General features: G+C 70.0%; 17 protein-coding genes. 12 read left to right on the top strand and 5 right to left on the bottom strand.

Features of this window, described 5'->3' with window-relative positions; translation table 11 throughout:
• Positions 1 to 14 precede the first annotated feature (14 nt).
• The gene (locus MRBLMU1_RS06930; RefSeq protein ID WP_363499005.1) at positions 15 to 2,378 is read right to left on the bottom strand and encodes a TonB-dependent receptor; all 2,364 of its coding nucleotides are present in this window, start codon (positions 2,376 to 2,378) and stop codon (positions 15 to 17) included.
• A gap of 207 nt (positions 2,379 to 2,585) precedes the next feature.
• Here MRBLMU1_RS06930 and MRBLMU1_RS06925 point away from each other — a divergent pair, with 207 nt between their 5' ends.
• Both MRBLMU1_RS06925 and MRBLMU1_RS06920 read left to right on the top strand, forming a co-directional pair.
• On the top strand, positions 2,586 to 4,307 hold the full coding sequence (locus tag MRBLMU1_RS06925) for a hypothetical protein (RefSeq protein ID WP_363499002.1): 1,722 nt from the start codon (positions 2,586 to 2,588) through the stop codon (positions 4,305 to 4,307).
• A gap of 40 nt (positions 4,308 to 4,347) precedes the next feature.
• On the top strand, positions 4,348 to 5,202 hold the full coding sequence (locus MRBLMU1_RS06920) for a carbon-nitrogen hydrolase family protein (protein ID WP_363498999.1): 855 nt from the start codon (positions 4,348 to 4,350) through the stop codon (positions 5,200 to 5,202).
• Between the two features lie 23 nt (positions 5,203 to 5,225).
• On the opposite strand, the gene MRBLMU1_RS06915 is transcribed toward MRBLMU1_RS06920, so the two are convergent.
• From MRBLMU1_RS06915 to MRBLMU1_RS06905, 3 genes are read right to left on the bottom strand one after another with little or no spacing between them, the layout of a single operon-like run.
• Positions 5,226 to 6,041 carry a helix-turn-helix transcriptional regulator gene (locus MRBLMU1_RS06915; protein WP_363498996.1) on the bottom strand — a complete coding sequence of 272 codons (816 nt, stop codon included), beginning with the start codon at positions 6,039 to 6,041 and terminating at the stop codon, positions 5,226 to 5,228.
• 53 nt (positions 6,042 to 6,094) lie between these two features.
• Positions 6,095 to 6,601 carry an adenylyl-sulfate kinase gene (gene cysC, locus MRBLMU1_RS06910; protein WP_363498993.1) on the bottom strand — a complete coding sequence of 169 codons (507 nt, stop codon included), beginning with the start codon at positions 6,599 to 6,601 and terminating at the stop codon, positions 6,095 to 6,097.
• 1 nt (position 6,602) lies between these two features.
• Entirely contained in the window at positions 6,603 to 8,087 is a 1,485-nt protein-coding gene (locus MRBLMU1_RS06905; protein WP_363498990.1) for a PLP-dependent aminotransferase family protein, read from the bottom strand.
• A 115-nt stretch (positions 8,088 to 8,202) separates the two neighbouring features.
• Between MRBLMU1_RS06905 and gabT the strand changes: the two genes are divergently transcribed.
• On the top strand, positions 8,203 to 9,471 hold the full coding sequence (gene gabT, locus MRBLMU1_RS06900) for a 4-aminobutyrate--2-oxoglutarate transaminase (RefSeq protein ID WP_363498987.1): 1,269 nt from the start codon (positions 8,203 to 8,205) through the stop codon (positions 9,469 to 9,471).
• A gap of 12 nt (positions 9,472 to 9,483) precedes the next feature.
• Entirely contained in the window at positions 9,484 to 10,944 is a 1,461-nt protein-coding gene (locus MRBLMU1_RS06895; RefSeq protein WP_363498984.1) for an NAD-dependent succinate-semialdehyde dehydrogenase, read from the top strand.
• A gap of 34 nt (positions 10,945 to 10,978) precedes the next feature.
• Here the strand turns inward: MRBLMU1_RS06895 and MRBLMU1_RS06890 are convergent, their stop codons facing one another.
• Positions 10,979 to 11,890: a LysR family transcriptional regulator gene (locus tag MRBLMU1_RS06890; RefSeq protein WP_363498981.1), complete on the bottom strand. Its 912-nt coding sequence runs from the start codon at positions 11,888 to 11,890 to the stop codon at positions 10,979 to 10,981.
• Positions 11,891 to 12,015: 125 nt separating this feature from the next.
• On the opposite strand from MRBLMU1_RS06890, the gene MRBLMU1_RS06885 reads away from it, so the two are divergent.
• The 8 genes from MRBLMU1_RS06885 to MRBLMU1_RS06850 form a co-directional block, all read left to right on the top strand.
• The gene (locus MRBLMU1_RS06885) at positions 12,016 to 13,479 is read left to right on the top strand and encodes a form I ribulose bisphosphate carboxylase large subunit (protein ID WP_363498978.1); all 1,464 of its coding nucleotides are present in this window, start codon (positions 12,016 to 12,018) and stop codon (positions 13,477 to 13,479) included.
• Positions 13,480 to 13,516: 37 nt separating this feature from the next.
• Complete coding sequence (locus MRBLMU1_RS06880; RefSeq protein ID WP_363498975.1) at positions 13,517 to 13,936, top strand: ribulose bisphosphate carboxylase small subunit; 420 nt, start codon at positions 13,517 to 13,519, stop codon at positions 13,934 to 13,936.
• 26 nt (positions 13,937 to 13,962) lie between these two features.
• Positions 13,963 to 14,880, top strand: a complete 918-nt coding sequence (cbbX, locus tag MRBLMU1_RS06875; protein WP_363498972.1) for a CbbX protein — start codon at positions 13,963 to 13,965, stop codon at positions 14,878 to 14,880.
• A gap of 5 nt (positions 14,881 to 14,885) precedes the next feature.
• On the top strand, positions 14,886 to 15,641 hold the full coding sequence (locus MRBLMU1_RS06870; protein WP_363498969.1) for an HAD-IA family hydrolase: 756 nt from the start codon (positions 14,886 to 14,888) through the stop codon (positions 15,639 to 15,641).
• Positions 15,638 to 16,342, top strand: coding sequence for a ribulose-phosphate 3-epimerase (gene rpe, locus MRBLMU1_RS06865; RefSeq protein WP_363498966.1), 705 nt, complete (start codon positions 15,638 to 15,640; stop codon positions 16,340 to 16,342). Before MRBLMU1_RS06870 ends, rpe begins: the two co-directional genes overlap by 4 nt.
• A 28-nt stretch (positions 16,343 to 16,370) precedes the next feature.
• A complete protein-coding gene (locus MRBLMU1_RS06860) occupies positions 16,371 to 17,447 on the top strand; it encodes a class 1 fructose-bisphosphatase (protein ID WP_363498963.1) in 1,077 nt (358 codons plus the stop codon).
• 24 nt (positions 17,448 to 17,471) lie between these two features.
• Positions 17,472 to 18,356, top strand: coding sequence for a phosphoribulokinase (locus MRBLMU1_RS06855; protein WP_363498960.1), 885 nt, complete (start codon positions 17,472 to 17,474; stop codon positions 18,354 to 18,356).
• Positions 18,357 to 18,369: 13 nt separating this feature from the next.
• A partial coding sequence (locus MRBLMU1_RS06850; RefSeq protein WP_363498957.1) for a 1-deoxy-D-xylulose-5-phosphate synthase N-terminal domain-containing protein occupies positions 18,370 to 19,264 on the top strand: 895 nt, incomplete at its 3' end.

The following is a 19,264-nucleotide window of genomic DNA, read 5'->3' as shown; positions in this document are numbered from 1 at the left end:
CCCGCAAGCCCGGCTCAGAACGCATAGCCGGCGGTCAGGCCGAGGGTGCGCGGCTGCGAAATCAGTACCTTGGAACCGTTGCCGTAATAGTTCTGCGACGGGCTGGTGCCCATCGCCGTCTCCAGGAAGCCGCCGGTGACGCCGTCGCTGTTGCCCAGGTTCTTGACGTAGGCGGTGACGTTCCAGTGCCCGGCGGCCAGGCTGGTCGACAGGCCCCAGTCGCCGAAGCCGGCCCAGCGGCGCTTGACGGTGGGGTCCGTCGAGATCGCGTTCTCGGTGGCGCTTTGCGCATAGCCGTGGATGCGCTGGGTCCAGTACCAGCCGTTGTCGAGCACCGTCAGGTGCTCCAGCGAACCGCTGAGCGTGTTGCGCGCGGTGCCCGGCAGCACGGTGCCGGCCTTGGCCGTGACCACCGACCGGTTGTCGGCGCGCAGCACGTCCTCGTCGAGCCGGGCGTTCACGTAGGCGTAGTTGAGGCCGTAGCGCCAGTTGCCGGCCAGCTTGCCGCTCAGCTCGAGCTCCAGTCCGCGGGTGCTGGCCCTGCCCCCGTTCTGGGCCACGTAGAAGCCCCAGACCGGCGTCGTGGTGTCGACCTGGATATGCTTCCAGTCGACGTGGAACAGCGACAGGTTGTAGCGGGTGCCGCCCAGCGTGCCCTTGATGCCGGCCTCCAGGTTCACGTTCTTGTCCGGCGCGAAGGTCTGCCAGGCCGGGCTCTCGGCGAAATTGCCGCTCAGCGGCACCGCGTTGGCGCCCGCCCGGCGGTAGCCCTGCGAGGCGGTGGCGTACAGCATATGGCGCGGCATGAAATCCCACGACACGTTGGCCTTGAACAGGTTGCCCGAATCGTCCTGGGTGATCAGCGTATGGGTGGTGGCGTTGTACGGCGCGACGACGCCCGAGCCGACCACGCTGTCGTTGTTGAAATCGGTCTGGAACGTGCGCATGCCGCCGGTCATGCGCACGGTCGGCGCCAGGTGCCACGTCAACTCCCCGTACAGCGCCTTTTCCTTGAAGTTCTGCTGGCGCTGGAACACGAAGTCGTTGTCGCCGCTGACGCCGGCCGACGGCTGCGCGACGTCGGCCCAGGCCTTCAATCCACGCAGATAGCTCAGCTGCGTGGCCGCCAGGTCCTGGTTCTGGTAATAGGCGCCAACGATGTAGTCGAGCGCGCCGCCGGGCTTGGACACCAGCCGCAGCTCCTGCACCCAGGCCTTGTCGCCGTAGCTGCGGTAGGCCTGCGCCATCGGCCGCGGATAATTGTAGTAATAGTCGGCCAGCCATCGGTTCTTCGCGTAGAAGCCGGTGTTTTCCGACAGGCTGTCGCCGTGCTGGTCGTAGTGCGAGGTGCCGCTCGAGAGCGTGGCGAAGCCCAGGTCCCAGTCCATCTCCAGCGAGGCCATGTCGACCTTGCGGGCGGACGGCTCCAGCTGCACCGAACCGTTTTCATACTGGCCATAAGGCACGCCGTAGCCGTCCGCGCCACGGGTGGGCTGGCGCCGGCCGCCGACACGGTCGCGCTGGGTCTGGTATGTCAGCAGCGCCTCGAAACCGGCGCCCGGCTTGAACAGCGCCGAGACGCGGGCGTAGTCGATGCGCACCGTGTCGGCGTCCTTGACGTTGCGGTAGCTGGCCGCCGGATCGGTGATGCCCTTGGGCGCGGCCGGCGCGCCGGCCGCGTCGAGCACGTAGACGTTGCGGTAGTCGACGATGCCGGCGTTGTCGACCTTGCCGGCGGCCACGCGCAGCGCCGCCGTCTCGCCGATCGGGATGTTGAACACGCCGTCGGCGCTGTAGTTGTTGCCGCCGGAGCCACGGGTATGGCTGATGCCGCCGTCCAGCTTGGCCGACCAGGTGCCCAGTTCGGGACGCCGGGTCAGGTAGCGCACCGTGCCGCCCAGCGAACCGGAGCCGTACAGCGTGCCCTGCGGGCCGCGCAGCACCTCCACCCGGTCCAGGTCCTTGATCAGGAAGTTGGCGAAGATCGGCGTGTTGTTCAAATACGTCGACACGGTCGGCACGGCCGAGGTCTGGTAGTCGCCCAGCCCCGAGCCGTTGACGTTCAGGCCGCGGATGGTGATGCCGCTGATGACGCCCGCATTGCGCGCGCCGCGGTCGACCACCGACGCCCCGGCCACGCCGCGCAGCAGCTCGGACTGGTCGACGATGACGTTGTCCTCCAGCTGCTGGCCGTTGATCGATGAAATATTGTAGGGAATCTTCTGGATGCTCTCCTTGCGTCCCTGCGCCGTCACGGTGACCGTCGCGATCTCCCCCGCGCCGGCCTCCTGCGCCGCGCTGGCGCCCGCCTGGCTGGCGAACCCCAATGCGATGGCCGATGCCATGGCCCGTTGCTTGAACTGCTTGTGCGAATTCATTCCCTTTGTCTCCCGGCGATTTTATAGTTGACTGGCCCGGCTGGCTGCCGGAGTCCCCACTATCAACCAGGCGCCGCCGCATCGTCAATTACCCCGCATGAGTACCCCGACGGGGGCATTGCCGGCCGCGCGCGGCTTGGCCTATATTGGCTCCCGGCGGGCAGCCGTGTCCGCCGCACCTCCGTTCAACGCCGACAAGGAACCGCCATGCCCCCTCTTCCCGCCCTGCTGCTGTCGTGCCTCGCGCTGGCCCACGCGCCGGACGCCGCCGCCGACGCCCGGGCAGCGTTGACGGCCGCCGCGCTGCATGGCCGCGCCATCGGCCTGGCCGACTACGGCGCCTACGCGCCGCCCAAGGGCGCGTCCGCCGCCACCGGAGTGTTCCGGGGCACCCTGACGCTGACGCAACTGGCCGGTAGCGGCGGCTTCAGCGAAGCGGGCACGCAGGCGGCGGCGGCCTACCGCGATCCGCAACGCCTGCCGCCGTTCGCCTTCCAGTTCATCCAGCACGGCGAGCACCTGGTGCCGCTGCGGCGCGGCCTGGTCGACACCGCCCATCCGGACTGGCAATACATCATCGAGCCTGGCCGGGTCTGGCGGGAGGACGGCGACCAGGGCTACAACCGCGCGGCGATTCCGTTCGCGCTGCAGCAAAAGGGCGCCAACTGCACCCACAACGGCGTGCTGACCTTCCTGTTCAAGGCCGACGGCAGCACTGCGCGCGCGGCGTTCCAGATCGCCGGCGAAACCTGCGCCTACTTCAAGTTCGACCTGTGGGGCCTGGCCGACGCCCGCTACACGCCGCACGCCATCCCCGCCGCGACCGCCGTGGCCGCCGCCTACGAGGGCGAAGTGGCGGCGCGCATGCCCACCCGGCCGATCGCCGCGCTGGCCGACGACTATCCGGCCGCCGGCGTGGTGGCCGCCAACCTCGGCGCCGACCAGAGCGCGGCCGACATGACCGTCTACGGCGTGGCGCTCGACGGCGTCCACTACGTCGGCGGCTGCCAGACCCGGCGCGGCCGCTACCCGTACTGCGAGGTGCTCGGCCTGCCGTCCTACTCGCTGGCCAAGTCGATCGCCGGCGCCATCGGCTTGATGCGCATGGAAAAAAAATACCCGGGCAGCCAATCGGCGCCGCTCAGCGACGCGGCCGGCCCCTGCAACGCCGCCAAGTGGGACGGCGTCACGCTGCTGCACGCGCTGGACATGGCCACCGGCCACTACGCCTCGGCCGCGTTCGAAGCCGACGAGGGCGCGGCCGACACCGAGCGCGACTTCTTCGGGCCCGCGACCTATCGCGCCAAGGCCCGCCACGCCTGCGCGTACGAGCGCAAGGCGGCGCCGGGCGCGTTGTGGGTGTACCACACTTCCGACACCTTCCTGCTGGGCGCCGCCCTCAACCGCCTCCAGCGCCGGCGCGCCAGCGCCGACGGCGACTACTACGACATGCTGGCGACCGAGCTGTGGCGGCCGCTGCGCCTGAGCCCGGCCACCCGGACCACCGCCCGCACCCTCGACCGCGCCGCCGTCCCGCTGACCGGCTACGGGCTGACCCTGCACCACGACGACCTGGTCAAGCTGGGCGAATTCCTCAACAAGGACGACGCCCGCATCGCCGGCGTGCCCATGCTCGACACCACGCTGTACAACGAAGCCATGCAGCGCACCGGCCGCCACGGCCTGGACACGGGCCGGCCCGGCCTGCGCTACCTGCACGGCTTCTGGGCCTGGGACGCCGGCCACCGCCACGCCGGCGCGCCCACCCTGTGCCCGGCCGAGCGGTGGATACCGTACATGTCCGGCTACGGCGGCATCGGCCTGATGATGCTGCCGAACGACATGATTTACTACTTCGTCAGCGACCGCTACGAATACGGCTTCCAGCGCACCCTGGCCGAACTGAACAAAATCCGCAGTCTTTGCTAAGCTGGCAAGGCTGGCTTGTTTCCCCCACCATAGGACCATCATGAGTTTTTTCACCATCGCCGCACTGCAACTGCCAATTTCCGGCCAGCAACCCAACCTCAGCGCGCTGCTGCGGGAGACCGACAACCTGATGCGGCGCTTCCCGGCCGTGCGCATGGTGCTGTTCAGCGAACTGTGCGCCTACGGCGCCGGCAAGGCGCACGCGCAGGCGGCCGGCGGCGTGGCCGAGCAGGCCTTTTGCGAGCTGGCGCGCCGGCATAACATCTGGCTGGTGCCCGGCTCGCTGTACGAACGGGACGGCGCGCACCTGTACAACACCGCCCCGGTCATCAACCCGCAGGGCCAGGTGGTGGCGCGCTACCGCAAGATGTTCCCGTTCCAGCCGTACGAGACGGACATCGAGCCGGGCAGCGAGTTCTGCGTGTTCGACGTGCCCGAGATCGGCCGCTTCGGCGTCTCGATCTGCTACGACAAGTGGTTCCCCGAAACCACGCGCACGCTGGCGCTGATGGGCGCCGAGGTGATCCTGCACCCGACCATGACCGACACCATGGACCGCGACGTCGAACTGGCGATCGCCCGCACCAACGCCGCCATCAACCAGTGCTACTTCTTCGACATCAATGGCATCGGCGACGGCGGCAACGGCCATTCCATCATCGTCGGCCCGGCCGGCGACGTCATCCACCAGGCCGGCATCGGCCGCGAGGTGATGCCGGTCGAGGTCGACCTGGGCCGGGTGCGCCGCGAGCGCGAGCGGGGCCTGATGCAACTGGGCCAGCCGCTCAAGAGCTTCCGCGACCGCCGCGTCGATTTCGCCAAGGCCCAGGCCGGCGCACAGGCGCTCGACTACCTCGGCAGCCTCGGCCCGCTGCACAAGCCCGGCCGCGACTAGCCGGCCGCGGCCGGCGCGCGGCCCTAGTCCGGCGCCGCCGGCTGGCCCTGGTAAAAGATCGCGAACAGCTCGGACTGCGAATTGATCTCCAGCTTGGCGTAGATGTGTTTTTTATGCGCGCGCACCGTCTCGATCGAGATGCACAGCTTTTGCGCGATGTCCTTGGCGGAAAAGCCGGCCAGCATCAACTGGCCGATTTCCACCTCGCGCGGCGTCAGGCGCGAGCCCTGCAAGCGTCCGAAGGCCGAGTCGGCCGCCTTGTCGCGCGGCGCCGGCGCCTCGGCAATGGCCGCCACCGGGACCTCGCCGCGCAGGCCCTCGAGCCGGTGGCGCTGGCGCATCAGCGGCACCACCCAGGCGGCCATCACGGACAGCGCGGCCACCTCCTCCGGCCGGTAGCGGCTGCCGCGCCCCATCGAAAAACACAGCGTGCGCGCCGCGTCGAGGCGGCAGTTGAACTGGATCTCGTCGGCCACGATGTTGAGGTGGAAGTACAGCCGGTAGTAGTCGGTCGCGGCGAAGTCTTCCGGGGCCACCTCGTCCAGCAGCACCAGGCCGGAGCGCGGGTGGTCGCGGCTGGCGACAAAGAACGGATCGAGCCGGTACAAGCCGTTCAGGTAGTCCATGAACAGCATGTCGACGCCGCCGTCGGCGCCGGGGTTTTCGCTGTAGACCTGCGGCGCGCCCGCGTCCGAAAAGCACAGCACGACCCAGTTGTCGAAGTCGATGAAGGCGCGCACGCCGCGCACCAGCTGGCTCCAGAAATCCGGCTGGTCGAGGACCTCGATCAAGTGGCCGATCTTGCGCTGATAAGCCAGGTCGTGCAGGTGCAAATCCATGTGGGTCCCATCGTCTCAGGTCCGGCAGTCATCCATCCGGGCCAATACTATCATCAGCCCAGCTCCGCGATCCGCGCCAGCGCCGCCGCCACGCCGCAGGTGGCGGTATCGATCACCAGTTCCGCCGCCGGCGGCGCCTGGTAGGGATCGTCCCAGCCGCTCAGGCCATGCAGTTTGCCGGCGCGCGCCAGCGCGTACAGGCCCTTGGGATCGCGCGCCACGCAAGTGTCGATCGCGGTGCTGACGAAGATCTCGACAAACCCGCCCTCGGCGAACAGCGCGCGCGCCGCCAGCCGGTCCGCGCGGTAGGGCGCGATGCTGGCGACGACCGCATCGATGTCGTTGGCGACCAGCAGCCTGGCCACCTCGGCGATGCGCCGCACGTTTTCCCGCCGGTCCGCGCGGCTGAAGCCGAGGTCGCGGTTCAGGCCGGCGCGCAAGGCGTCCGCGTCCAGCAGCAGCGAGGCCCGCCCGGCGGCCGCGAAGCGCGCCTGCAACGCCGTCGCCAAGGTGGTCTTGCCCGCTCCCGGCAGGCCGGTGAACCAATAACAGCGCGCCATGCTAGCCTCGGCGGTGGTGGCGGATGGCCCGCGCCAGCAATGCGAACGCGGGGGCGATCTGTTCGTCGGCGACGCAGGCGTAGCCGAGCACCAGGCCGGGCGCGGCGCGGCCGGCGTGGTAATAGTAGCGCGACAGCGGCCGCACCGCCACGCCCAGCGCCAGCGCGTCGCGCGCCACCGCCAGGTCGTCGCTGCCGGCCGGCAGCCGCAGCGCCAGGTGCAGCCCCGTGTCGCCGCCGCTGACGGCCACGTCGCCGCTGTCGAAATGGCTGGCGATGGCGTGCTGCAGCAGCGCCAGCCGGCCGCCGTACAGCAGCCGCATGCGCCGCACGTGGGCGTTGAAATGGCCTTGGGCGATGAACTCGGCCAGGGTCGCCTGCACCGGCGCCTGGCCGGATCGGTACAACTCCTCCATGCCGGTGACGAAGGCCGGCGCCAGCGCCTCCGGCAGCACCATGTAGCCCAGCCGCAGGCCGGGGAACATGGTCTTGCTGAAGGTGCCCAGATAGATCACCCGTTCGCCGCTGTCCATGCCCTGCAGCGACGCCAGCGGCCGGCCGTTGTAGCGGAATTCGCTGTCGTAGTCGTCCTCGATGATCCAGCAGCCGTGGCGCTGCGCGTACTCGAGCAGCATGCGCCGGCGCGACAGGCTCATCACCATTCCCAGCGGATACTGGTGCGACGGCGTGACCACGATGAAGCGCGGCGGCCGCGCCAGCTGGGCGGCGGTCGGACACAGGCCCTCGGCGTCCAGCGCGATCGGCCGGATCTCCACGCCGGACGCGGCCAGCAGGGTGCGCGCGCCCCAGTAGCAGGGGTCCTCGACCCAGACCACGTCGCCCGGATCGCTGAGCAAGCGCAGGCACAGGTCCAGCGACTGGTGGATGCCGCTGGTGACGACGATCTGGCCGGCGCCGCAATCGACCGAGCGCGCCGCCTTCAGGTAGCCGGCCAGCGCCTCGCGCAACGGCTGGTAGCCGCCGCCGCTGCCATAGGTCAGGGCCGACACCGGCGGCTGGCGCCAGACGCGCCGCTGCAGGTCGCTCCAGATCCGGTGCGGAAAGCGGGTCACGTCCGGCACGCCGGGCACGAAGGCGCCCCACTGCTGCGGCGCCGCGCCGGCCTGCGCCAGCAGGCGCTGGCCGCGCCGCGACAGGCGCGCCTGGCCGCCGCCGGATTTGCGCGGGGCGGGCGCGCCCGCCAGGCCGTCCAGGTCGGGCACGGTGTCGGCGACAAAGGTGCCGCTGCTGGCGCGCGCCTCCAGATACCCCTCGGCCAGCAACTGCTCGTAGGCATACAGCACCGTGTTGCGCGAGACCCCCAGTTCGCGCGCCAGGTCGCGGCTCGAGGGCAGGCGGGTATCGGCCTGCAGTTGCCGGTCGAGGATGGCCTGCCGCAGCAGCCGGTAGAGCTGACGGTTGCGCGGCACCTCGGACTGCGGGTCCAGGTGCAGCAGCAGATAGTCGGAAACGTTGAAGGCGCGCATGCGGCCAGTATAGCGGGGACCTCGATGGCACCATCGGAAAATCTTATCTGGCACTATCCAATGGGACCAAAGGAGACGACCATTCGAGCCTCGACTATCCAACAGGAGTACCGGTATGACCAGCAATCTCGAATGGCAGCAGCGTAAAAACCTCAACACGCCGCGTGGCGTCGGCGTCATGTGCCAGTTCTACGCGGAGCGCGCGCTCAACGCCGAACTGTGGGACGTCGAGGGACGCCGCGTGATCGATTTCGGCGCCGGCATCGCCGTGCTCAACACCGGCCACAGCCATCCGAAAATCATCGCCGCCGTCACCGAACAGCTGCAACGCTTCAGCCACACGGCCTACCAGATCGTGCCGTACGGCGGCGTCGTCGCGCTGGCCGAGAAGCTCAACCGCCTCACCCCCGGCGCCCATGCCAAGAAGACCGCCTTCTTCACCACCGGCGCCGAGGCGGTGGAAAACGCCGTCAAGATCGCCCGCGCCGCGACCGGCCGCAGCGGCGTCATCGCCTTCGCCGGCGGTTTCCACGGCCGCACCATGATGGGCCTGGCGTTGACGGGCAAGGTGGAGCCCTACAAGGCGGGATTCGGCCCCTTCCCCGGCGAGGTCTATCACGCGCCCTTCCCCAATCCGCTGCACGGCGTGAGCGAGGCGCAATCGCTGCAGGCGCTCAACAACTTGTTCAAGAGCGATATCGATCCGGCCCGCGTGGCCGCCATCATCCTCGAGCCGGTGCAGGGCGAAGGCGGCTTCTACGTGGCGCCGCCGTCGTTCATGCGGGCCTTGCGCGCGCTGTGCGACCAGCACGGCATCCTGCTGATCGCCGACGAGATCCAGTCCGGCTTCGCCCGCACCGGCAAGCTGTTCGCCATGGACCACTACGACGTGCTGCCCGACCTGATGACCCTGGCCAAGAGCCTGGGGGGCGGCCTGCCGCTGTCGGCCGTGTGCGGACGCGCCGAGGTCATGGACGCGCCGGCGCCGGGCGGCCTGGGCGGCACCTACGCCGGCAACCCGCTGGCGATCGCCGCCGCCCACGCGGTGCTCGACATCATCGACGACGAGCAGCTGTCGCACCGCGCCAACCTGCTGGGGGAGCGCCTGGCCGCGCGCGTCAGGGCCGCCCAAGCCGAGGTGCCGCACATCGCCGAGGTGCGCGGCCTGGGGGCGATGATCGCGGTCGAGTTCCGCGACCCGGCCAGCGGCGCGCCGGATGCGGCGTTCGCCAAGAAAGTCCAGGCCGAGGCGCTGCGCCAGGGCCTGCTGCTGCTGACGTGCGGCGGCTATGGCCAGGTGATCCGTTTCCTGTTCCCGCTGACCATCGGCGACGCCGTGTTCGACGAAGCGCTCGCCATCCTCGACAACGCGCTGCGCGCCTGAAAGGAGTACCACATGAACCAACCGACCCTTCGCAATCCCGACCTGTGGCGCGAACAGGCCTACATCGCCGGCGCGTGGCAGCACGCCGACGGCGGCGGCACCCTGGCCGTGCACAATCCGGCCAACGGCAAGCAGCTCGGCACCGTACCGCTGATGGGCGCGGCGGAAACCCGGCGCGCCATCGACGCCGCCGACGCCGCCCTACCCGGCTGGCGCGCCAAGACCGGCAAGGAACGCGCGGCGATCCTGCGCAAATGGTACGAGCTGATCACCAGGAACGCGGACGACCTGGCGTTGCTGATGACCCTGGAGCAGGGCAAGCCCATCAGCGAATCGCTGGGCGAGGTGGCCTACGGCGCCTCCTTCATCGAGTGGTTCGCCGAAGAGGCCAAGCGCGTGGCCGGCGAGACGCTCGCTTCGCCGTGGCGCGACCGCCGCATGCTGGTGACCAAGGAGCCGATCGGCGTGTGCGCCGCCATCACGCCATGGAACTTCCCGATCGCCATGATCACGCGCAAGGCCGGCCCGGCGCTGGCGGCCGGCTGCACGATGGTGCTCAAGCCGGCCGAGGCCACGCCCTACTGCGCGCTGGCGCTGGCGGCGCTGGCCGAACGGGCCGGCGTGCCGCCGGGCGTGTTCAACGTCGTCACCGGCGCGCCGCGCGAGATCGGCGCCGAGATGACCGCGAACCCGGTGGTGCGCAAGCTCAGTTTCACCGGCTCCACCGACGTCGGGCGCTTGCTGATGGCGCAAAGCGCGGCGACGGTCAAGAAGCTGTCGCTGGAACTGGGCGGCAACGCGCCCTTCATCGTGTTCGACGACGCCGACCTCGATGCCGCCGTGGAGGGCGCCATGGCGTCCAAATTCCGCAACGCCGGCCAAACCTGCGTGTGCGCCAACCGGCTGTACGTGCAGGACGGCGTCTATGAACAGTTCGCCGAAAAACTGGTGGCCGCCGTCGGCAAGCTACGGGTGGGCAACGGCGTGGACATGGGTGTGACGCAAGGCCCGCTGATCAACGAACAGGCGGTGCGCAAGGTCGAGCGGCACGTGGCCGACGCGCTGGACAAGGGTGGCCGCCTGCTGGCCGGCGGCAAGCGCCACGCGCTGGGGCACGGCTATTTCCAGCCGACGGTGATCGCCGATATCAGCCCGGACATGCTGGTGGCCACCGAGGAAACCTTCGGGCCGCTGGCGCCGCTGTTCCGCTTCAAGACCGACGACGAGGCGCTGGCCCTGGCCAACGACACCGAGTTCGGCCTGGCCAGCTACTTCTATTCGCGCGACATCGGCCGCATCTGGCGCGTGGCCGAGGGGCTCGAGAGCGGCATGGTGGGCGTCAACACCGGCTTGATTTCCTCCGAGGTCGGGCCGTTCGGCGGCGTCAAGCAATCGGGCCTGGGGCGCGAGGGCTCGCGCTACGGCATGGACGAATACCTGGTCGTCAAATACATCTGCCTGGGCGGACTGTAAGCCACGGGTCCGGCCGCACCGGCCGTACCTTCCGCTACGCCCAGGTGCGCACCAGCGCCCCCGCCTCCTCCAGCAGGAACTGCTTGAACACCTGGGCCGCCGGCGACAGCCGCTTGGCGCGCAAATGCGTCACGTGCCAGTGGCGCACCACCGGCATGCCGACCAGGTCCAGCTGCACCAGGTGGCCGGCCGCCAGTTCGTGGCGGATGGTGCGCAGCGACAGGAAGCTTAGGCCCAGCCCCGCCATGACGGCCTGCTTGATGGTTTCGTTGCTCGGCATTTCCATCACCACCGGCGGCGCGATGCCCTGCTCGGTGAAGAGCCGTTCCATCAGCTGGCGCGTGCCCGAGCCCCGCTCGCGCACCACGAATTCCTGATCGGCCAGCACCGCCAGCGGCGCGCCGCAACGGCGCGACAGCGGGTGGTTCGGCGCGCTGACGAAGGCCATCGGATTGGTGGCGAAGGCGCTGGCCTCGCAATCGAGCGAGGCCGGCGCGTGGCCCATGATGACCAGGTCGATCTCGTTGTTGGCCAGCAAGGTCATGATGCTGTCGCGGTTGTGGATCTGCAAGGTCACCTCCACATCCGGAAACTTCTTGCGGAACATCGCCAGCAGCATCGGCACGAAATACTTGGCCGTGCTGACGATGGCCAGCTCCACCCGTCCCCGCCGCAGGCCGCGCCGCTGCGCCATCGCGTCGTCGAGCTGGCGCAGCTGGGCCAGCGCCGCCAGCGCGTACTGGCGCAAATCCTCGCCGGCGCCGGTCAAGCGGATGCCGCGCCCGAGCGACTCGTAGAGCGGCATGCCGACCGCCTCCTCCAGCTGGCGCATCTGCATCGACACGGCCGGCTGCGTCACGTGCAGCTGCTCGGCCGCGCGCGAGATCGACAGCTCCCGTGCCACGGCGATGAAAGTGTCGAGCTGGCGCAGCGTGTAGTGGCGCATGGGAGACCTATAAGGAAAAACTGATGTGGCGTGGATTTTTATTGATTAGACGTTATGTTATCCCGTTTATATAGTCGTGTCTATCGGGGGCCGGACTGGCCGCCGTCTCAACCGAGGAGAGCACGATGGGCAGCAGCGACGCAGTTCAAATCACCGACGTCACCAAACGGTACTCGGCCGGAGTACTGAAATACGCCCAGATGGGCTACTGGGACGCCGACTACGTCCCCAAGGAAACCGACATCCTGGCCGTCTTCCGCATCACGCCGCAGGACGGCGTCGATCCGATCGAGGCCGCCGCCGCCGTGGCGGGCGAGTCGTCGACCGCCACCTGGACCGTGGTATGGACCGACCGCCTGACCAATTGCGACATGTACCGCGCCAAGGCCTACCGGGTCGACCCGGTGCCGAACAACCCGGGCCAGTACTTCTGCTGGGTCGCCTACGACCTGTCGCTGTTCGAGGAAGGCTCGATCGCCAACGTCACCGCCTCCATCATCGGCAACGTGTTCAGCTTCAAGCCGCTCAAGGCGGCGCGGCTGGAGGACATGAAGTTCCCGGTGGCCTACGTCAAGACCTTCCCCGGCCCGCCGACCGGCATCATCGTCGAGCGCGAACGGCTCGACAAGTTCGGCCGCCCGCTGCTGGGCGCGACCACCAAGCCCAAGCTGGGCCTGTCCGGCCGCAACTACGGCCGCGTCGTCTACGAGGGCCTCAAGGGCGGCCTGGACTTCATGAAGGACGACGAGAACATCAACTCGCAACCGTTCATGCACTGGCGCGACCGCTTCCTGTTCGTCATGGAGGCCGTCAACCGCGCCTCGGCCGCCACCGGCGAAGTCAAGGGCCACTACCTGAACGTCACCGCCGGCACCATGGAGGAGATGTACCGCCGCGCCGAACTGGCCCGCGACCTCGGCTCGGTGGTGGTCATGGTCGACCTGGTGGTCGGCTGGACCGCGATCCAGTCGATGTCCCACTGGTGCCGCCAGAACGACATGATCCTGCACATGCACCGCGCCGGCCACGGCACCTACACCCGCCAGAAGAACCACGGCGTGTCGTTCCGCGTGATCGCCAAGTGGCTGCGCCTGTGCGGCGTCGACCACCTGCACACCGGCACCGCCGTCGGCAAGCTCGAAGGCGATCCGATGACCGTGCAGGGCTATTACAACGTCTGCCGCGACAGCCACACCAAGGTCGACCTGCAGCGCGGCATCTTCTTCGACCAGGACTGGGGCGCGCTGCGCAAGGTCATGCCGGTGGCCTCGGGCGGCATCCACGCCGGCCAGATGCACCAGCTGCTGGACCTGTTCGGCGACGACGTCGTGCTGCAGTTCGGCGGCGGCACCATCGGCCACCCGCAGGGCATCCAGGCCGGCGCCGTGGCCAACCGGGTCGCGCTCGAAACCATGGTGATGGCCCGCAACGAGGGGCGCGACATCCGCAACGAGGGCGCCCAGATCCTGCGCGACGCCGCCGCCTGGTGCGGGCCGCTGCGCGCCGCGCTCGACACCTGGGGCGAGATCTCGTTCAACTACGCGTCCACCGACACCGCCGACTTCACCCCGACCGCGACCGCTTCCTGACCGCTGCCCGCCCCATCACCGCCACCGAGGAACCATCATGCGCATCACACAAGGCACTTTTTCCTTCCTGCCCGACCTGACCGACGAACAGATCGCCAAACAGATCGGCTATTGCCTGGCCAAGGGCTGGGCGCTGGCCGTCGAGCACACCGACGACCCGCACCCGCGCAACACCTACTGGGAGATGTACGGCCCGCCGCTGTTCGACCTGCACGCCAGCGCCCCCATCATGGCCGAGCTGGCCGCGTGCCGCGCGGCCTGGCCCGGGCGCTACATCCGCGTGACGGCCTTCGACGCCAGCGAGGGCGTCGAGTCGCTGGTGATGGCCTTCATCGTCGACCGGCCGGCGGTCGAACCGGGCTTCCGCCTGGTGCGCCACGAGCGGGGCGGGCGCGCCATCGGCTACACCATCGAGAGCTACGCCGTCCAGGCGCGTCCCGAAGGCGCGCGCTACTGAACCGCCCCACCGCAAAGGCACTAACCATGAACCCGAGCATAGTGACAAGCGCGGCGCCGGCCTCGCCGTTCGCCCAGGCGCTGACCGACTCCGGCATCGCCGCCCTGCTCGCCCAGCTCGACCGCGAGCTGGTCGGGCTGGCCCCGGTCAAGCAGCGCATCGCCGACATCGCCGCGCTGCTGCTGGTCGACACCATGCGCGCCGCGCACGGCCTGGCGGGCGCCGCGCCCAGCCTGCACATGTGCTTTTCCGGCAACCCCGGCACCGGCAAGACGACGGTGGCGCTGCGCATGGCATCGATCTTGCACCGGCTCGGCTATGTGCGCAAGGACCAGGTGGTGAGCGTGACGCGCGACGACCTGGTCGGCCAGTACATCGGCCACACCGCGCCCAAGACGCGCGAGGTGCTCAAGCGCGCCGCCGGCGGCGTGCTGTTCATCGACGAGGCCTACTACCTGTACCGGCCCGAGAACGAGCGCGACTACGGCCAGGAGGCGATCGAGATCCTGCTGCAGGCGATGGAAAACCAGCGCGCCGACCTGGTGGTGATCCTGGCCGGCTACAAGGAGCACATGGACCGCTTCTTCGCCTCCAACCCCGGGCTGTCGTCGCGCGTGGCGCACCACATCGACTTTCCCGACTTCGGGGCCGCCGAGCTGGCGCGCATCGCCGGCCAGATGCTGGCGACGATGGACTACCGCTTCGACCACGAGGCGGCGGCGGTGTTCGAGCGCTATCTGGCGCGGCGCATGGCGCAGCCCCATTTCGCCAACGCCCGCAGCGTGCGCAACGCGCTCGACCGGGCCCGCCTGCGCCACGCCTCGCGCCTGATGCACGACCCGGACGGCGTCGCCGACGCCGCCACGCTGAGCACCATCACCGCGGCCGACCTGCTGGCCAGCCGCGTGTTCGACCCCGCCCCGCCCCCACCACCGCAGGAGTGACACCGATGTTAAAAGCACTGATCTTCGATGTCGACGGCACCCTCGCCGACACCGAAAGCGCGCACCGCGCCGCCTTCAACGCCACCTTCGCCGAGGTCGGCATCGGCTGGCACTGGGATGAATCGCTGTACGCCGCGCTGCTCGACGTGGCCGGCGGCAAGGAGCGCATCGGCCACTACTGGCGCATCGTCGACCCGGCCGAGGCGCGCGGGCGCCAGGTCGACGCCACGATCGAACGCATCCACGCGATCAAAACGCGCCGCTACACCGAGGCGCTCGAGCGCGGCGCGCTGGCGCTGCGCCCGGGCGTGGCGCGCCTGCTGCACGAGGCGCGCCACGCCGGCCTGGCGCTGGCGATCGCCACCACCACCACGCCGGCCAACGTGGCCGCGCTGCTGGCGCCGGCGCTGGGCGCCGACTGGCGCGCGCTGTTCGCCAGCGTCTGCGACGGCGCCACGGTGCCGCTCAAGAAGCCGGCGCCGGACGTCTACCTGGCGGCGCTGCGCGAGCTGGGCCTGGCCGGCGCCGACTGCGTCGCCTTCGAGGATTCCGACAACGGCCTGCGCGCGGCCACGGCGGCCGGCATCGCCACGGTCGTCACGCCGACCGCCTTCACCCGGGGCCAGCGCTTCGACGGCGCGCTGCGCGTGCTGCCGCACCTGGGCGAGGCGGGCCTGGCGCCGGCCGCGCCGGACGCCGGGCTGGTCGACCTGGCCGCGCTGCGCCGCTGGCGCGGCGACGGCGCCAGGAGGGCGGCATGAGCGCCCCCCGCCAGGTCCGGCTGGCGCCGTCGATCCTGTCGGCCGACTTCGCGCGGCTGGGCGAACAGGTGCGCCAGGTGGCCGCCGCCGGCGCCGACCTGATCCACGTGGACGTGATGGACAACCACTACGTGCCCAACCTGACCATCGGGCCGCTGGTGTGCGCCGCCATCGCGCCCCACCTCGCCATTCCGATCGACGTCCACCTGATGGTCGAGCCGGTCGACGCGCTGATCCCGCTGTTCGCCCAGGCCGGCGCCGGCCTGATCACCTTCCATCCGGAAGCCAGCCGCCACGTCGACCGCACGCTCGAGCTGATCCGCGCGCACGGCTGCCGCGCCGGCCTGGCGCTGAACCCGGCCACGCCGCTGGCGGTGCTGGACCACGTCATGGACAAGCTCGACATGATCCTGCTGATGAGCGTCAACCCCGGCTTCGGCGGCCAGCGCTTCATCGACGCCACCCTGCCCAAGCTGGCCGCCGCGCGGCGCCGCATCGACGCCCACGTGGCCGCCGGCGGCGCGCCGGTGTGGCTGCAGGTCGACGGCGGCGTCAAGCTCGACAACATCGGCGCCATCGCCGCCGCCGGCGCCGACACCTTCGTGGCCGGCAGCGCGGTGTTCGGCGCGCCCGACCCGGACGGCGGCTACCGCGACATCCTGGCGCGGCTGCGCCAGGCCGCCGCGCCCGGCGCCAACTAGACATCAATCAACCACAACGGAGACCGCCATGCCCATCCCGCAGCGCACCACCCTGACCCAGTTCCTGATCGAAGAGCGGCGCCGCCACCCGCACGCCAGCGGCGATTTCAACAGCCTGCTGCTGAACGTGGCGCTGGCCTGCAAGAGCATCGCCCGCGCGGTCGCCTTCGGCGCGCTCGGCGGCGTGCTGGGTGACGCCGGCGCCGGCGGCGTCAACGTCCAGGGCGAGACGCAAAAGACGCTCGACGTGCTCAGCAACGACACCTTCCTCCAGTTCACCGAATGGGGCGGCCAGCTGGCGGCCATGGCGTCCGAGGAGATGGACGCGCCCTACCAGATCCCCGAGCAATTCCCGAAAGGCAAATACCTGCTGGTGTTCGACCCGCTCGACGGCTCGTCCAACATCGACGTCAACGTCTCGGTCGGCAGCATCTTCTCGGTGCTGCGCGCCCCCGACGGCGTCGACCGGCCCGACGCGGCCGCCTTCCTGCAAAGCGGCGCCCAGCAGGTCGCCGCCGGCTACGCGATCTACGGGCCGTCGACGATGCTGGTGCTCACCGTCGGCAACGGCGTCAACGGCTTCACGCTGGACCCCAACCTGGGCGAGTTCATGCTGACCCACCCGGCCATGCGGGTGCCGCCCGACACCGGCGAGTTCGCCATCAACGCCTCCAACAGCCGCTTCTGGGACGCTCCCATCAAGCGCTACGTCGACGAATGCCTGGCCGGGCGCGGCGGGCCGCGCGGCAAGGACTTCAACATGCGCTGGATCGCCTCGATGGTGGCCGAGGCGCACCGCATCCTGCTGCGCGGCGGCGTCTTCATGTACCCGCGCGACTCGCGCGAGCCGGGCCGCGCCGGGCGCCTGCGCCTGCTCTACGAGGCGTGCCCGATCGCCTTCCTGATGGAGCAGGCCGGCGGCGCCGCCAGCACCGGCACCATGGCCATCAGCGCGGTGGCGCCGCAGGCGCTGCACCAGCGCATCGGCCTGGTGTTCGGCTCGCGCCACGAGGTCGAGCGCATCGAACGCTACCACAGCGCGCCGCGCGCCGAGCCGCTCGACCCGCTGTTCCAGGAGCGCGGCCTGTTCCGCGCCGCCACCTGACCCGACCCTCCAAGGAGAACCCGCATGTCCGAACGCCATCCCATCATCGCCATCACCGGCTCGTCCGGCGCCGGCACCACGTCCGTCACGCGCACCTTCGAAAACATCTTCCGGCGCGAGAAGGTGCGCTCGGTGGTCGTCGAGGGCGACAGCTTCCACCGCTACGACCGCGCCGAGATGAAGCTCAAGCTGGCCGCCGCCGAGGAGCGCGGCGACAACAATTTCAGCCACTTCGGCCCCGACACCAACCTGTTCGGCGAGCTCGAGCAGCTGTTCGCCACCTACGCCGAGACCGGGCGCGGCAAGCGCCGCAAATACCTGCACGACAGCGAGGAGGCGCGCCCCTACGGCCAGCAGCCGGGCACCTTCACGCCGTGGGAGGAGCTCGACGCCGACAACGACCTGCTGTTCTACGAGGGCTTGCACGGCGGCGTCGTCACCCCCGAGGTCAACATCGCGCGCCACCCCGACCTGCTGATCGGCGTGGTGCCGGTGATCAACCTCGAGTGGATCCAGAAGCTGTGGCGCGACAAGGCCAAGCGCGGCTACTCGACCGAGGCGGTGACCGACACCATCCTGCGCCGCATGCCCGACTACGTGAACTACATCTGCCCGCAGTTCGCCCACACCCACGTCAACTTCCAGCGCGTGCCCTGCGTCGACACCTCCAACCCCTTCATCGCGCGCGAGATCCCGGCGCCCGACGAGAGCATGGTGGTGATCCGCTTCGCCAACCCGCGCGGCATCGACTTCCCCTACCTGCTCAACATGGTGCCGGGCGCGTTCATGTCGCGCGCCAACACCATCGTGGTGCCGGGCGGGAAGATGGAACTGGCCATGCAACTGATCTTCACCCCCTTCATCCTGCGCATGATGGAGCGCCAGCGGCGCGCCGCCGGCGCCCAATAACCAAGGAACGACCATGAACGCCCCCCACCTGCCACCGCCGTCGGCCGCCGACGCGCTGCGCTTCCTGACCGCCGACGCGGTCGAACTGGCCGCCTCGGGCCATCCGGGCGCGCCGCTCGGCATGGCCGAGATGGCCACCGCGCTGTGGCGCGGCCACCTGCGCCACGACCCGGGCGAGCCGGGCTGGATCAACCGCGACCGCTTCGTGCTGTCGAACGGCCACGCCTCGATGCTGCTGTACGCGCTGCTGCACCTGACCGGCTACGACCTGCCGGTGGCGGAGCTGCGGCGCTTCCGCCAGCTCCATTCGCGCACCCCCGGCCACCCCGAGGTCGGCGTCACACCCGGCGTCGAGACCAGCACCGGGCCGCTCGGCCAGGGCCTGGCCAACGCGGTCGGCATGGCGCTGGCCGAACAGATGCAGGCGGCCCGGTTCAACCGCCCCGGCCACGCCGTGATCGACCACCACACCTATGTGTTCGTCGGCGACGGCTGCCTGATGGAGGGCATCAGCCACGAGGCGGCGTCGCTGGCCGGCGCGCTCGGCCTGGGCAAGCTGATCTGCCTGTACGACGACAACGGCATCTCGATCGACGGCCACGTCTCCGGCTGGTTCGGCGACAACACGGCGGCCCGCTTCGCCGCCTACGGCTGGTCGGTGGCCACCGTCGACGGCCACGACCTGCAGGCGCTGGACCGGGCGCTGGAGCGCGCCCGCAGGCAGTCGCTGCGTCCGACCCTGATCTGCTGCAAGACCGTGATCGGCTGCGGCGCGCCGACCAAGGCCGGCGGCCACGCGGTGCACGGCGCGCCGCTCGGCGCCACCGAGATCGCCGCCATGCGCGCGGCCAAGGGCTGGGGCGCGGCGCCGTTCGAGGTGCCGCCCGCCGTCGCGGCCGGCTGGGATG

It is taken from the genome of Burkholderia sp. LMU1-1-1.1, assembly GCF_040675865.1.
Lineage (GTDB): Bacteria > Pseudomonadota > Gammaproteobacteria > Burkholderiales > Burkholderiaceae_D > Rugamonas.
The sequence above is the reverse complement of the archived record's forward strand: the minus strand, read 5'-3'. Positions and strand labels throughout refer to the sequence as shown.

Coding starts and splice junctions, on each gene's coding strand:
- MRBLMU1_RS06880 (WP_363498975.1), top strand. CDS start 13,517: ATGCGCATCACACAAGGCACTTTTTCCTTCCTGCCCGACCTGACCGAC.
- MRBLMU1_RS06905 (WP_363498990.1), bottom strand. CDS start 8,087: ATGCGCGCCTTCAACGTTTCCGACTATCTGCTGCTGCACCTGGACCCG.
- MRBLMU1_RS06930 (WP_363499005.1), bottom strand. CDS start 2,378: ATGAATTCGCACAAGCAGTTCAAGCAACGGGCCATGGCATCGGCCATC.
- MRBLMU1_RS06860 (WP_363498963.1), top strand. CDS start 16,371: ATGCCCATCCCGCAGCGCACCACCCTGACCCAGTTCCTGATCGAAGAG.
- MRBLMU1_RS06870 (WP_363498969.1), top strand. CDS start 14,886: ATGTTAAAAGCACTGATCTTCGATGTCGACGGCACCCTCGCCGACACC.
- MRBLMU1_RS06855 (WP_363498960.1), top strand. CDS start 17,472: ATGTCCGAACGCCATCCCATCATCGCCATCACCGGCTCGTCCGGCGCC.
- MRBLMU1_RS06890 (WP_363498981.1), bottom strand. CDS start 11,890: ATGCGCCACTACACGCTGCGCCAGCTCGACACTTTCATCGCCGTGGCA.
- MRBLMU1_RS06920 (WP_363498999.1), top strand. CDS start 4,348: ATGAGTTTTTTCACCATCGCCGCACTGCAACTGCCAATTTCCGGCCAG.
- rpe (WP_363498966.1), top strand. CDS start 15,638: ATGAGCGCCCCCCGCCAGGTCCGGCTGGCGCCGTCGATCCTGTCGGCC.
- MRBLMU1_RS06885 (WP_363498978.1), top strand. CDS start 12,016: ATGGGCAGCAGCGACGCAGTTCAAATCACCGACGTCACCAAACGGTAC.
- MRBLMU1_RS06925 (WP_363499002.1), top strand. CDS start 2,586: ATGCCCCCTCTTCCCGCCCTGCTGCTGTCGTGCCTCGCGCTGGCCCAC.
- cbbX (WP_363498972.1), top strand. CDS start 13,963: ATGAACCCGAGCATAGTGACAAGCGCGGCGCCGGCCTCGCCGTTCGCC.
- gabT (WP_363498987.1), top strand. CDS start 8,203: ATGACCAGCAATCTCGAATGGCAGCAGCGTAAAAACCTCAACACGCCG.
- MRBLMU1_RS06915 (WP_363498996.1), bottom strand. CDS start 6,041: ATGGATTTGCACCTGCACGACCTGGCTTATCAGCGCAAGATCGGCCAC.
- MRBLMU1_RS06895 (WP_363498984.1), top strand. CDS start 9,484: ATGAACCAACCGACCCTTCGCAATCCCGACCTGTGGCGCGAACAGGCC.
- cysC (WP_363498993.1), bottom strand. CDS start 6,601: ATGGCGCGCTGTTATTGGTTCACCGGCCTGCCGGGAGCGGGCAAGACC.